General features: G+C 42.9%; 11 protein-coding genes. 1 reads left to right on the forward strand and 10 read right to left on the reverse strand.

Annotated elements, in window-relative coordinates:
* Positions 1-413: LPXTG cell wall anchor domain-containing protein (locus LI112_RS14750; protein WP_227190953.1), on the forward strand; the 413-nt coding region annotated here is incomplete at its 5' end.
* A gap of 76 nt (positions 414-489) precedes the next feature.
* On the opposite strand, the gene LI112_RS14755 is transcribed toward LI112_RS14750, so the two are convergent.
* The 10 genes from LI112_RS14755 to pflA all read right to left on the reverse strand — a co-directional run bounded on the left by LI112_RS14755 (position 490) and on the right by pflA (position 14,073).
* Positions 490-2,514: a beta-galactosidase gene (locus LI112_RS14755; protein ID WP_005421770.1), complete on the reverse strand. Its 2,025-nt coding sequence runs from the start codon at positions 2,512-2,514 to the stop codon at positions 490-492.
* Positions 2,515-2,525: 11 nt separating this feature from the next.
* Positions 2,526-5,570: a glycoside hydrolase family 2 TIM barrel-domain containing protein gene (locus tag LI112_RS14760; protein ID WP_227190954.1), complete on the reverse strand. Its 3,045-nt coding sequence runs from the start codon at positions 5,568-5,570 to the stop codon at positions 2,526-2,528.
* 116 nt (positions 5,571-5,686) lie between these two features.
* Positions 5,687-6,514, reverse strand: a complete 828-nt coding sequence (locus tag LI112_RS14765; RefSeq protein ID WP_171030269.1) for a carbohydrate ABC transporter permease — start codon at positions 6,512-6,514, stop codon at positions 5,687-5,689.
* Positions 6,507-7,406 carry a carbohydrate ABC transporter permease gene (locus tag LI112_RS14770; protein WP_005421765.1) on the reverse strand — a complete coding sequence of 300 codons (900 nt, stop codon included), beginning with the start codon at positions 7,404-7,406 and terminating at the stop codon, positions 6,507-6,509. Before LI112_RS14770 ends, LI112_RS14765 begins: the two co-directional genes overlap by 8 nt.
* A 131-nt stretch (positions 7,407-7,537) precedes the next feature.
* A complete protein-coding gene (locus LI112_RS14775) occupies positions 7,538-8,827 on the reverse strand; it encodes an ABC transporter substrate-binding protein (RefSeq protein ID WP_005421763.1) in 1,290 nt (429 codons plus the stop codon).
* Positions 8,828-9,157: 330 nt separating this feature from the next.
* Complete coding sequence (locus LI112_RS14780; RefSeq protein WP_044924651.1) at positions 9,158-9,670, reverse strand: hypothetical protein; 513 nt, start codon at positions 9,668-9,670, stop codon at positions 9,158-9,160.
* Positions 9,671-9,693: 23 nt separating this feature from the next.
* Positions 9,694-10,632 carry a helix-turn-helix transcriptional regulator gene (locus LI112_RS14785; RefSeq protein WP_117628774.1) on the reverse strand — a complete coding sequence of 313 codons (939 nt, stop codon included), beginning with the start codon at positions 10,630-10,632 and terminating at the stop codon, positions 9,694-9,696.
* Between the two features lie 122 nt (positions 10,633-10,754).
* Positions 10,755-12,023: a cytosine permease gene (gene codB, locus LI112_RS14790; RefSeq protein ID WP_005421754.1), complete on the reverse strand. Its 1,269-nt coding sequence runs from the start codon at positions 12,021-12,023 to the stop codon at positions 10,755-10,757.
* A gap of 19 nt (positions 12,024-12,042) precedes the next feature.
* A complete protein-coding gene (locus LI112_RS14795) occupies positions 12,043-13,134 on the reverse strand; it encodes a hypothetical protein (protein WP_005421753.1) in 1,092 nt (363 codons plus the stop codon).
* 201 nt (positions 13,135-13,335) lie between these two features.
* On the reverse strand, positions 13,336-14,073 hold the full coding sequence (pflA, locus tag LI112_RS14800) for a pyruvate formate-lyase-activating protein (protein ID WP_227190955.1): 738 nt from the start codon (positions 14,071-14,073) through the stop codon (positions 13,336-13,338).
* Positions 14,074-14,075 lie beyond the last annotated feature (2 nt).

The following is a 14,075-nucleotide window of genomic DNA, read 5'->3' on the forward strand; positions in this document are numbered from 1 at the left end:
CAGACGAAGCAGGAACCGTGGAAATCAGCAATCCGACAGCGATTAAAGCAACTGGCCATAATCTGAAAAAGGTAGAGAAGAAGGATGCTACTGCTACAGAGGAAGGAAACAGCACATACTGGTTCTGCGATAAATGTAATAAGTATTTTAGTGATGCAAAAGCAGAAACTGAAATAAAAAAGGAAGACACAGTGCTTGCAAAACTTTCTACAGTAAACAAAAAGGAAACAGAGGCATCTTCAGCAAAGACAGCTAACGCAACAAAGGTGACCAGTACAACGGATAAAACAACGAAGTCCTCTCCAAAAACTGGTGACAGTACAGATGTGCAGTTATATGTGATTCTTATGCTCGTTTCAATAGGTGCTGCTGCAGGAGCTGGCGCTAAGAGAAAGCTTAAGACCCAGCGGTAATGACTATAAAGAATTAAATTTAAAATAACTTCTATATAACGAAGGGGCTGTTCTCGACAGCCCCTTCGTTTTTGTTTTATTTACTTTTCTTCAGAATCCTTGTCTGCAACGGAGCCATGACTTCACTCTCTGTTCCATAAAGCAATTCATACTCTGCCGGAACCGGAACAGCCTGTGGCTTACGCGCATAGTTCTGGATGAAGAGATATTCGGTATCCTCGTTTTCTCTTACTGTTACAGAAACTCCTTCCGGAATAATCTCTATTGGAGATTTCAGACCTGCTTCTGCTGCTACTCTGCCATAGAAATCCTGGTAGAATCCAAGCTCCATGTCCGCGCATACATAATATACATGGCCTTTGCCAAATGCCTTGTGTGTCAGCACCGGATATCCCTGATAGAAGTCTTCGCCATAACGCATCAGCACTTCTGCATCCGAAACCTTGACCAGTTCGCAAAGGTTTTTGCAAGTATATACATTGCTGATTCCAAGATGACTTCCCGCCTCCGGGATCGCATGATTTTCTTCCCAGTCATAGAGCGCATCTGTCTCTGTGCTGCGGAGTCCCGCCACATCCATAAGCCCATATGGAGTTCCGCCAAGGAAGCATCTGTCAGTACCATCAACCAGTCCTGACCAGTAAGAAAGCACCAGAGTTCCACCGTTTTCCACATAAGCACGAAGCTTTTCTTCGTATCCATCTTTGAACATATATGCCATCGGAGCCGCCAGAACTTTATAATCGGAAAGGGAATGTTCCATTGCGATCACATCCACATTCAGCCCCTGTTCTCTCAGAGCACGGTAGTTTTTCTGGACTGCTTCGCGGTAGTGCATATCTACATTTCGTGGTCCCTGCACATCAGCGATCGCCCAGTCGTTCTCACGGTCATAGAGAACAGCCGCCTGCGATCTCATGCTGGTTCCAACCGTCTCCTGGATCTGCTCAAGAGCCTCGCCAACCTCTGTTACTTCGCGGAAAACGCGGGTATCATCTCCGCCATAATGATCGATCACTGCACCATGGAACTTCTCCGAAGCTCCCTGGCTCTGGCGAAGCTGGAAATACAGCACGCTGTCAGAACCATGTGCTACAGCCTGGAGAGATGCAGCCAGATGCATTCCCGGTTTTTTAAGTTTGTTGATCGGTTTCCAGTTCGTTGCAGACGGACAGGATTCCATAAGAAGGAATGGTTCCTTCCTGATACTGCGCATCAGATCATGCTGCATTTCCGCATCAACTGCAGTAAGATATTCTTCTTTTTTGTGCCAGCTTGGATAATTATCCCAAGATACCACGTCCAGAACATCCTTAAATTTTTTGTAATCCAGACCGTCATAATCATACATCAGATTTGCTGTTACAGGCAGTTCAGAACCACCCTCGCGGATCGCATCAACCTCATTTTTAATGAAGTCGATCGTCTGGTATGTCACAAATCTCTTCCAGTCAAGCTTCAGTGCATGAAGTTCATTTTCGCCTTTAGTTGACGGACTTTCAATCTGATCAAAGCTATTATATCTATGGCTCCAGAAAGTAGTACACCAGCGTTTATTAAGGTTCTCGATCGTGCCGTATTTTTCTTTCAGCCATTCACGGAACTTCGCCTGGCACAGCGGGCAGTGGCATTCTCCTCCAAACTCGTTAGAGATATGCCACAGCATAACTGCCGGATGTCTGCCAAATCTTTCAGCTAATTTCTTATCAATCGCATGTACTTTTTCTCTGTATACCGGAGAGGTAAAGCAGTGATTATGTCTGCCTCCGAAGAATCTTCTTGTTCTGTCCGGATCCATACGAAGAACTTCTTCGTACTTGTCTGCCATCCATTTTGGTCTTGCTCCTGACGGTGTTGCAAGAATAGTATGGATGCCCTCTTTGTAGAGATTATTGATAATTTCCTCTAACCAGTCAAAGTTATATTTTCCCTCTTCTGGTTCAAGAACTGCCCAGGAAAAAATCCCTACAGATACAGTATTGATGTGTGCTTTTTTGAAATATTCGATGTCCTTTTGGAGAATATCCGGGCGGTCAAGCCACTGCTCCGGATTGTAATCTCCACCATGAAGATAATGTCCGTATTTGATCTGTTTTGCCATTTTTTCTCCTCTTAAAGTCCTTTAAAAACAAAGGAAAATTCCATCTTTTTGTCAGTTTTCAGCAAATATTCTTCGTGTGTGCGAGCACCCCAGCTGTCATCACCACCGATTCCCATCTGGTCTTTTGCCACACGTACAACAGTGTAATGAACCTCTGGAAGTTCATATGGATGCATTGCATTTTCCATCTCATGAGGTGTGTATGGAAGTGCAGAGAACATCATCGGCCCATTGTTTTCATCCATCTCAAAGAGCATTCCTCTACCCTTGCGGTCAGTTACTTTTGCCCAGCGTACTTCTTCTTTTGCACCACATTCCTGCGGTACCATATATCTTGCGATATTGTCTGCAACTTTGTTTGCATAAATGCCAAGTTTTGCACCTTTCTTACGGTCTGCATAAGTTTCTGCCTCGCCAAGTCCATACCATTCTACACGGTCATAATCTGCGTTGAATTTGAAGATTACACCGAATTCCGGCATATCACCGAGTTCTTTAACAGGGTCATACGTAAGAGTTGTTTTCACTCTTCCATCACCGAAAACTTCATAAGAAAGCTTGCATTCGCTGGTCGGTGTAGTCGGCATGATGTAGGTATAAGCTACTTTTACAGACTTCTCATTCACTTCTACTTCTGGCATATTTGACGGGCCATACGGTCCCTTGCGGAAGTCTTTGTGACTTAAGTACATGCTGGCAAGTTTCCACTGTCCGTAGCGCATTCCCATAAGATTTCCACAGTCATTGTCGGTTGGTGCACGCCAGAAATTCGGTTTCGGGATTGCCTCGATCATCTCTTTTCCGGCATATTTATAAGATACCAGACCACCGTTTAACACAGAGAAAAGTACTTCAAAGTGTGCGCCTCTGACACCGATATTGTGTGTGCTGTGGATCACTTTTACACCTTCCGGGCAGGTCTTTTTCGGTTCTTCAACCTGGTATACATACTGTCCAAAAGCCACCTCATGTCCTGCTTCTGCCCATGCTTTATCTTCTTTCAGATGGAAGGAAACAGTCACCGTATATTCGCCTGGTTTCTCTTCTTTTGCAAGCGGAAGTACATAAGTTTCTTCGCTTAATGGAGCAACTGCAGTTGCAAGAGAAGCCTTGTGGATCACTTTGCCATTCTTTGCAACAGTTACTTTGCAATCAAAAATATCTGTGCTTACAAACAGGTTTTTGTTGATGACTTTTACGCTGTCTGCACTGACTTCTGCAGTGATATTCTGGTAGTTGAATTTGACTTCCTGCATCTTTGGAGAAGCATCTCTGTTTCCGCCATATGCGATACCATTTCCACTGAAGTTGTAATCTGTCGGACGTTCTCCGAAGTCACCGCCGTATGCCTGGAATTCTTTGCCGTAGCGGTCTTTTTTGTAGATAGACTGGTCAATATAGTCCCAGATAAATCCGCCCTGATACTTCGGTTCTGTGTCTGTCAGATCTGTATATTTGTGCATTGCACCGCAGGAATTTCCCATTGCGTGGGTATATTCACAGCAGATAAACGGCTTGGAACTGTCTTTTGCAAGGAACTCCTTGATTGCTTCTACAGACGGATACATCTGGCTTTCCATGTCGCTGGTATCGTTATATCTGCGGTCGTGGCAGAGACCTTCATAATGAACCAGACGAGTCGGATCTGCCTTATGGAAGAACTGTGACATTTCAAAAATATCCTTGCCTCCGAAGGACTCATTTCCGCAGGACCAGATCAGGATCGCAGCGTGGTTTTTGTCTCTCTGGTACATGGAATTTGCACGATCAAGCATCATATCCAGCCATTCCGGTTTGTCATGCGGCACAACATAGGTGTAATCCTTCGTAAATTCAGCAACATCCCAGGAACCATGAGATTCAAGGTTTGTCTCATCGATCATATAGATTCCGTATTCATCGCAGAGCTGATAGATCAGGGATGCATCCGGATAATGGCAGGTACGGATTGCATTGATGTTGTTCTGTTTCATGATCTTAAGGTCTTTACGAAGCTCTTCTTCGGACACGTGTCTTCCACTCACAGAGCTGAATTCATGACGGTTTACGCCCTTGAATACGATACGTTTTCCGTTCAGTGTCATGATACCGTCTTTCATCTCAAAACGACGGAATCCAACCTTCTGCGGAACTACTTCCTGAAGTTCTCCTGCCTCGTTATAAACCTCTAAAACAAGGTCATAAAGCTGCGGATCTTCTGCACTCCAGAGTACCGGATCTTCTACTTTCCAGGAATAAATTTCCTCTCCGTCGAGTGCTTTTTTATCTTCGATCACGGTCTCTCCATCTTTGGAAAGAGTGATCTTTACTGTACCTTTGCCCCAGGTATCTGTTCCGATCTCAAGTGCCGCTGTACTTAAAGTTTCGTCCGGGATTGCACGGATCTGAAGGTCATAAACATGAACCTCCGGCACGGTATAAAGATAAACATCTCTGTAAACTCCAGAGAAACGATAGAAATCCTGATCCTCGCACCAACTGCTTGCAGTCCATTTGAATACCTGTGCTGCGAGTTTGTTTTCGCCTTCTTTTACATACTCTGTCAGTTCAAATTCTGACGGTGTAAAGGAGTCTTCACTATATCCTACAAACTGTCCGTTGAGCCATAATGCAATGCCGCTCTCTGCTCCCTGAAAAGAAATAAAGAGACGTTTTCCCTGCATTTCTTCCGGCACTTCGAAGTATTTCACATAGCTTGCAACCGGGTTAAAGTGCTCCGGAATCTCACCCGGATGAATGTCTTCGTGACCTTCCCACGGATACTGTACGTTGGCATACTGAGGTGCATCATATCCTTCCATCTGGATATGTGCCGGCACGCGGATATCATCCCAGTCCTTGCAGCAATAGTCTGCTTTTTCAAATCCCGGGATTGCACTTCCGTAGTTGCGGGCATAGTGGAATTTCCAGATTCCATTGAGATCGTAACGGAAAGACGTTGCTTTTTCCTGCGCTTCCTCTCCATCTCTGTAATATGTATGGTCAGAATGCGCATCCATTCTTCTGTCCTTAAAATACTGTGGATCCTTTACTAAAGAATAATCAAAAGTTTTCATTCTTATCCTCCTGCGTTATTATTTTTAAGCAAAAAAGGATGCCGCATAATCTGTCTGGGACATATTACGCAATATACCCACAGGCCCAAGCAGCATCCTTTTATTAAATTCATTGTTTACTTGACAGCACCGGTAATACCTTCTGCGAACTGTTTCTGCAGTACGAAGAAGACGATCATGGTCGGGATGGAACAGAACAATACGCCGCACATCAGCATACCATAGTCTGTTACATAACCTGTGATCAGGTTGGCGATCAACATTGGCATTGTCATTGCCTTATTATCTGTCATGATTACCTTCGGCCACAGGTAAGAGTTCCATGCGTTCATGAAGGTAATAACAGCTGCAGCTGCATATGTAGATTTCATTGTAGGAATGAACATCTGGAAGAAGATCCTTACTTCGCTCAGTCCATCAATACGAGCTGCTTCGATAATATCTACCGGGAATGATCTTGCGTTCTGACGGAACATCATGATCATAAATGGTGTAGAAATGATTGGAAGGATAAAACCAACTGCTGTATTCAGAAGTCCTGCTTTGGAGAACATTTTGAACAACGGAACCATGGTTGCAACCTGCGGAACCATCATTGCAAGAAGCAGCACGGAGAACAGTCTGTCTTTTCCTTTGTCATGATAAACTTCAAATCCATATCCTGCGATAGAGCAGATCAGAAGACAGATCACTGTGGTAAGGATTGCATAGAAAAACGAGTTTCCAAGTGCTCTCCACAGTGGCTGCTGAGCTGTCAGATTGTGGAAGTTTTCCATAAAATGACTTCCCGGAAGGATACGTCCACGGGATACATCTGTTGATGTATTTGTCGCAGCTGAGATCATCCAGTATAACGGGAATACAGAAATAAATGACACGATGATCAGAAAAATATAAGTAGGAATCAATCTTCTCTGAATGGCTGATTTGTTTTTCTTAGTCACGTGTATCACCTACTTTCAAGTTGATAAATGCAAGCACAGCTACCATGATGAATATGATAAATGACATCGCTGATGCATATCCAAAGTTCGGTACGTTAATAAAGCATGTGTTGTAAATATAGTGGGACATTGTGATTGTGGAGTTTGCCGGGCCACCTTTTGTCAGGTTGACAGACTCATCAAACAATTGCAGTGTACCATTGATTGACATGATGAAGGTCATGATAATTGTCGGTTTCAGAAGCGGAACAGTGATCTTCCAGAAAGTCTTCCAGCCGTTGGCACCATCGATCTTTGCTGCTTCATATACAGAATATTCAATATTCTGAAGACCAGCAAGATAGAATACCATGTTGTAGCCTGTCCATCTCCAGATCAGAGCCAGGATGATCACAATCTTGGCACTGGTGGAATTTCCCAGGAAGTTGTAGCCGGTTGATAAGATTCCAAGTTTGATCAGGATACTGTTGATCAGACCATCTGTTGCAAACATGGAACGGAAAATCAGTGAGTAGGAAACCAGGGATGTTGCACATGGAAGAAATACACATGTACGGAAAAATCCTCTGAGTTTCAGATCTTTGTTATTTAAAAGCTGTGCCAGAAGAATTGCCAGTATCAGCATGATCGGCACCTGAATGATCAGATAAAGGAACGTATTTACAATAGACTGCTGGAATACTTTGTCTGCAAGAATACGCTTGTAGTTACTGAAGATCGGATCTGCAAATCTCATGTTTGCGCCTGCTCCGGTCTGCAGTGAAATAATGAATGCACGGATCATTGGATAGAAACTCATGACTGCGATCATAATGGATGCAGGTGCAAGGAAAAGCCATCCTGCAGTTCTCTGTTTTGCAACCAGAGTCATACCTTTTTTCCTGGAATTCATATGAACTCCCCCTTTCAAAACTTGCTGCCGTTTCCGGCAACTGTAACTCTTAACATAAGACAGGGGACTGCAAGCAGTCCCCCGCGCTCACGTAAATTTTCTTATTTCAGTTTCACTTAATATCCAGAGGACTATTCAGTCATCTTGAATGCCAGTGTATCCTGTGCTTCCTGAAGAGCGTCTTCTACAGATGTACCATTTACGATATTAACAACTGCTGTGTTGACACATTCTCTTGCTTCATAGTGATACGGTGTTTTTGTGAACTCCGGAATATGAGAAGAGTATTCTACGATTGTGGAGAAGATTGGCTGTCCGTTAAAGAATTCGTTTGGCTCATTGTAAACTTCAGATTCACCAGCCGGCAGATAACAGGAGATTGCACCTGATGCCGGAAGGATTGCATCATAGAAGTCTGTGCTGGAACCAAATGTGCTTGCAAGGAAATCTTCTGCGAGCTCTACGTTCTTGCAGTTGGATGTGATATACCAGGAAGAACCACCATTGTTTGCATAGTTTGTAGCTGTATCAACGTCGTCAACCTTAGGCATTGTTGTGATTTCCCAGAGACCTTTCTGATCTTCTGTAGACATCAGAGTAGCTGTGATCCAGTTACCATTTACGATACCAGCAGCCTCGCCGCCTGTGATTGTTGCGATATATTCATCCCAGTTGTTTACAAGTTTAACAACATCGTTTTTAACAAGGTCTACATAAAGGTTGATGCATTTTTCTGCAACATCGTTTCCAACGATATAAGCTTCGCCGTCTTCATTTACGAAGTTAGCTCCACAAGACTGCATCATCATCATCAGAGTATCGCCGCCTGTAGCTTCGCTTGTAAGGAGGTATTTACCTGTTTTTTCATGAAGGTCTTTACCGATTTCCATGAATTTGGACCATGTGATGTCTGTCAGATCATCCAGTGTATATCCAGCTTCTTCAAGGATATCTGTACGATAGCATGCAATAACAGCACCGTTATCAAACGGAACACCATAATGTGTGTCATCTACCATGGAGTAGGACTGTTTCAGTTTTCCGAAATCATCCCAGTTGATATCCATATCTTTGAGATCTGTAAATGCATCCGGATAGCTCTTCAGATATTTCTGATAGCTGTTGTCCTGCATCAGAACGATGTCCGGAAGTGTGCTGTAGTCACCAGCGTTAGCTGCTGTTGTAAGTTTTGTCTGGCAGTCATCAGAAGATGTTTCGATAACGTCTACTGCGAATCCTTCGTGATCTTTTGCATACTGCTCACCAGCCATCTGCATAGATTTGATATTGAAGTTCTGGTCCCATGCCCATACTGTCAATGTGTTGTCATCTCCAGAATCAGCGGAAACAACGGTTGCTGTTCCTGCAAAAGATGCAGCCATGATACCTGTCATTAATACTGCAAGTAATTTTTTCTTCATGAATGTGTCCTCCTTTTATTAAGCGTATTCTCTTTTCCGAATTGCTTATGAACCAATTATAGCATCCCGTTTTTTGATATAGTTTGCATAACCGCACATATAATATGCATTTTCGACCATTTTATATATTTTACACTATTACACGTACATAAAATTGTATTTTTTGTTCGTTTTTCGCATTCTCACGATTTTTGTCGTATTATTTTGATGAAAAAAATCCTCTCTTTTTGACAGAATGTATATTTTTCTTATCTTCAAGAGAGGTGTTTGTTCTTATTTCATAAATTTTCTATTCATTTTTTGTACATATTTCACAGAATTTTGCTGTTTTTATGCAAAATAGACTTTTTCCGGATGCTGTGTCTTTATTGTGTGCAGCATCTCCTCTGTGAGATCGAGAAGCAATTTGATCTTTCGTCCATCTTCTTTGATGATCATCGTGTAATACGGAGTATTGTCATCATAAGAGGTATAATCATATTTTTTCAGCTGCTCCGTACCACCGTTTTTTTTATATTTAGCAACACTTTCGTGCCAGTGCGGCGCAACGACTTCCAGCTCCTTCAGCTCCAGTACATGGGCAGTCTTACGATACTTTTTGCCATAGATCACATCAATGCTGAGCTGATCATTTTCCAGGGTATACTCATAATCCTTCTGGCTGAAAATATCAAACACAAAATAAAGCGCTGCAAGAAGAAATCCTGCCAGCATAAAGGACTGGGATATTGTAATTCCCAGGATCACAAAGATCACTGCAAACAAAACCATTACTTTCCGGAGAACTCCGGACATGCTTTTTTTCTTTCGGGAGATCTGCTCCACAATCTTATAGTCGTACATATAAATGATTCCTTTCTGTTTTTCTACCATCCTTTTTCTGAATGAATATCAAATCGCAGAAGCTGCTGTTCATAGCTTTCCGGACGTTTCCGCCATTCGAGAGGAGTGACTCCCATCAGCTGTTTAAAGTTTCTGTTGAATGTCGAATTTGTCGTAAACCCACATTTGTGAGCAACATCCGCAACCGGGGCATCTGTGGTCTCCAGAAGTTCACATGCCGTGTAGACACGTACGGTATTAATATATTCCAATGGGCTCATCTTCATGTAGGAAGTAAAAACTCTCCGGAAATGTGTCTCACTGATATGACAGATATTCGCCAGATCCTCTACTTTGATATCCTCCATGTAGTGATATGATACATAATCCAGCACACTGGTGATCATATTGGTAAGCTTACCGGCATTTTCCGCAACCTTATCCTCTCCTGAATCTCTGTTTAACCGGGCAATTTCTACCAGAAGTGCCGCAAGCACTCCCTTTGCTTCCTCCAGAAAAAATTCTTCACCATCTCTCATGATATCCAGAATCTTGTGGATTTTTTTCGAGATAGACAAATTCTCCTTCTCTTCAAAAAACAAAGCCCTGGAATAGATTCGCTGAATCACCTTTTCTGCCTTAACCGGATTATCCAGGAATTTTTTCATAAAACCTTCTACATCTATGAAAAGGTATTCCCATTTACTGACCGTCCCGATATCGCTGTTTGTTGTGTGTGGATAGTTCGGCGGAATCACTGTAACGATACCTCCATAGAAGCGCTTTTCCTCTTCACCCAGCACCATAAATCCGTCACCACCATAGCAGTATCCAATCTCAAGATAATTATGAAAATGAAGATAATCCACATCATTCCCGTAATTCTGGACCCACTTCTGTCCAAGAAGTGCCAGGATCGGACTTCCCGCTGACATCTGGTAATATCGGAACTCCATCTTCGGTTTTCTTCTTTTTTTTGCCATTTGAGCTCTCCGTTTCAATTCAAGTCGAACATCTATCTGTTTATTGTACTATATATTTTCCAACAAAAAAAGATTACCTTTTACAATTTCGGTAATCTTTTTCTGTCATTATATTTTAATTATTATTTATTTTTATTAACCATTTCTCCGACCACATAGCACAGAGCTGCAACAACCATACCATTGATGGATGCAATTCCCCATGTCACTACGTTTGCCACGATCGCACCAAGAATAACTCCGGCAACTGCAAACCAGTTGACTGTTACAATCTTAATGGTATCTGTATCGTAAGCCTTTTTGTTCATGAAATAAGAGATTACCAGGATGATACCAACCGGCGGCAGTGTACAGTTCAGGATGTTCAGCCATCCGCAGAAATTGTAGTATAGCCATACAGAAAGCAGTGTTCCGATAACACCGGAGATCAGAACCATCGGTTTCTTTCTCTTATTGAAAATGTTTGCAAGACCAAGTCCTGCTGTATACAGAGCATTGTCATTTGTTGTCCAGATATTTAATCCCAAAACCAGGATTGCAAGATAGAACAAATTCAGACGAATCATTACTTCAAAAATATCATTTCCGCCAACAAAAATATAAGAAATTGCTCCGAAGAAGAACATCAGGGAGTTTCCGATAAAGAAGGCAACTACTGTTGCGATCGTTCCCTGTTTACCATTTTTTGCAAATCGTGTGAAGTTCGGTGTTGCAGTTCCTCCTGATACAAAAGAACCAATTGCAAGTCCTGCACCGCCGATGACACTCAGAGAGCCGCTGGATTTAGCAAACTGATCAACGATCGTTCCATCTCCCTGCTTAACTGCCATGATCATTGCCACTGTTCCAAGAATTGCAACAAGCGGTACGGCAATATAACTGATCACGGTAAGAGACTTAATTCCAAAATATGCAGATGCAGTCATACATGCTCCTGCGATCAGGATCAGCACCCATTCTACCGCAGTGCTTCCGCCAAAAAGTTCACGTGCTACCGGAATTGCAAACATTGCAATACCTACGCCAAACCATCCGATCTGTGTAAAACTTGTCAGCGCAGAAGAAATATAAGAACCTTTTTCTCCAAACGCTCTCTTGGAAAGCAGGTCAAGGCTTAAGCCTGTCTCTGCACCTACATAACCAAGCAGACCTGTGTAAATACCAAGGATCGCACCACCCAGAAGGAGGGCTTTGATAAATCCCCAGAAGTCCAGTCCTGCTGCCATTTCCTGGCCTACCCACATACTTGCAGAAAAGAAAGTAAATCCAAGCATGATCATAAACATTGTCACAAATCGGCGTCTGCTCCACTTCGGAACCGCGCACTCTGCAAAGTCAATATCCACCTTTCCCTGCTCTGCGCTGTTTGCTGTTGTCATTTTTTCACTCATTTGTTCTCCCCGTTTTTCCTTAATCTAAAATATATTTTCGCAGTGCGCCCGTAAATTCACCGATACGTTGCTCTGCGAGTTCTTTTAATGTGATATCTTTCATACTTTCGATGTATCCAAGTTCCTGACGATACAGCCATTTTGCATCTGCCGGGCGAACCTTCTGATAGTGGTTTGCCTTGATCCAGTCTTCATAGCTGATCGGAGTAGGATAACCAAGTTTCTCATCCAGAAGCTCTTTGAAATCGATCTTGTCAGCTCTTTCTTTGATTCCTTCCCAAAATTCCAGAACCTCTTCTACATGCTCATGGATCTCATAACGTCTTGCACCACCATCGTAGATGATACATTTTTCAAAAAGAGGGCTGCACATGGAAAGTGTCTCTCTTCTGAATTCAGGCGCAACGATACCACCCTTCCAGTAGAAATCCACGTCCGGAAGGTTGATCCCGGAAACACCCTTGTCCTGATAGGTACTGAAGATTCCTTCATAATAAACAGTGATAAAGCCTTCGAACTCCGGCCAGAATTCACGGATCTCTGCAGTAAGCTTCTCAAGGATATCGATTCCCTTGGTTCCGCCGATTGTAAAAATAATGATATTACGGAGTCTTGCGCCATGATCTCTGTAAAAATCAGTCACATAGCGAAGGCAGTGGATCAGAGTCTCTCCACTTGCAATGATGTCACCGATCATCAGTGTGCTGTCCGGCACCATAGTAAGTTTGCTGTACTTGATCTCCAGACCTGCGATCTCTTCTTTTTCAAATACACGCTCACTGGAAAGAAAGCTGATATCATGAACACGGATATGCTCTCTGTAGCATGCCTCTTCCAGAGGATAGTTCAGCGCGCCTCTAAGAATAGAAAGAATATTTGCTGTCGTAACCTTCTTCTGTTCCTTCAGATAATAAAGCATCTGAGAAGTCGAAGAAACAAGGCAGTTGTATACCTCATAACCTACTATTTCCGGTGTATTCAGAAGCTTTCTTGATTCTGCTTCAGAAATAACATAATACTCATTTTCATAATCTCCGCCTTCCAGACGATAGCAGGCAACACCCTGCTCATCGAACTCCGGCACCAAAACTACATTGTCCCAGTTTTTCATCTGTATCTTTTCCCTTCCTGTGTATTTTCCCTTGACCTTTGTAACTTATGAATTTACATAACAAAACATCTTACAAAAGAGTATGATGAACTGCATGGATTGTCAAGTAGAAAAAGCATTTCCGACCACTATATTCATAAAAAAGATCCCCCTGCCATCACTGGCATTGAGATCTTTTTTATTTCCAGTCTTCTGACCGGTTTATATCGCTCCCAGAATTTCTCTGGCGTTATTGATCCGTTCTTCGGATGGCGGTCTGACGCCTTCCAGCGGATAAGAAATTCCCAGCTGTTCCCATTTAAATACCCCAAGGGTGTGGTACGGAAGCACTTCGACTCTCTCCACTGTTTTTAAAGTATGGATAAAATCTGCAAGCCTGTGGAGATACTCATCTTTATCGCTGCCTCCGGGAACAAGTACATGGCGGATCCACATCGGTTTTCCTATATCTGACAATTTCCGTGCCATTGCCAGGATATTTTTGTTGGACTGTCCTGTAAGCTTGATATGTTCTTCTTCATCAATCTGCTTGATGTCGAGAAGAACAAGATCAGTATACTTCATAAGCTCCAGCCATTTGGAATAAAAAGGTTCTTTTTCTGTATAAGGATTGGCGCTGGTATCAAGAGTTGTATGAACTCCTGCTGCCTTTGCCTGACGGAAAAATTCAATCAGGAAATCAATCTGGAGAAGAGGTTCTCCTCCACTCACAGTGATCCCGCCTTTGTTACCCCAGTAATTCTTATAGCGAAGAGCCTGTTTCAGAAGCTGAGACGGGGTGTACTGCTGCCCCTCTCCCATTTTCCAGGTGTCCGGATTATGGCAGAACTGGCAGCGCATTGCACATCCACTCAGGAATATCACATATCTGACGCCCGGTCCGTCTACTGATCCGAAGCTTTCCAGAGAATGGACATATCCTTTGATTTCTTCACTCATTA

It is taken from the genome of Blautia sp. 210820-DFI.6.14, assembly GCF_020558815.1.
In the GTDB taxonomy this organism is placed as follows: domain Bacteria; phylum Bacillota; class Clostridia; order Lachnospirales; family Lachnospiraceae; genus Blautia_A; species Blautia_A obeum.

What these genes read in the sequence shown, in the direction of transcription:
- LI112_RS14755 (WP_005421770.1), bottom strand. Translation starts at nt 2,514, where the DNA reads ATGGCAAAACAGATCAAATACGGACATTATCTTCATGGTGGAGATTAC.
- LI112_RS14760 (WP_227190954.1), bottom strand. Translation starts at nt 5,570, where the DNA reads ATGAAAACTTTTGATTATTCTTTAGTAAAGGATCCACAGTATTTTAAG.
- LI112_RS14770 (WP_005421765.1), bottom strand. Translation starts at nt 7,406, where the DNA reads ATGAATTCCAGGAAAAAAGGTATGACTCTGGTTGCAAAACAGAGAACT.
- LI112_RS14775 (WP_005421763.1), bottom strand. Translation starts at nt 8,827, where the DNA reads ATGAAGAAAAAATTACTTGCAGTATTAATGACAGGTATCATGGCTGCA.
- LI112_RS14780 (WP_044924651.1), bottom strand. Translation starts at nt 9,670, where the DNA reads ATGTACGACTATAAGATTGTGGAGCAGATCTCCCGAAAGAAAAAAAGC.
- LI112_RS14785 (WP_117628774.1), bottom strand. Translation starts at nt 10,632, where the DNA reads ATGGCAAAAAAAAGAAGAAAACCGAAGATGGAGTTCCGATATTACCAG.
- codB (WP_005421754.1), bottom strand. Translation starts at nt 12,023, where the DNA reads ATGAGTGAAAAAATGACAACAGCAAACAGCGCAGAGCAGGGAAAGGTG.
- LI112_RS14795 (WP_005421753.1), bottom strand. Translation starts at nt 13,134, where the DNA reads ATGAAAAACTGGGACAATGTAGTTTTGGTGCCGGAGTTCGATGAGCAG.
- pflA (WP_227190955.1), bottom strand. Translation starts at nt 14,073, where the DNA reads ATGAGTGAAGAAATCAAAGGATATGTCCATTCTCTGGAAAGCTTCGGA.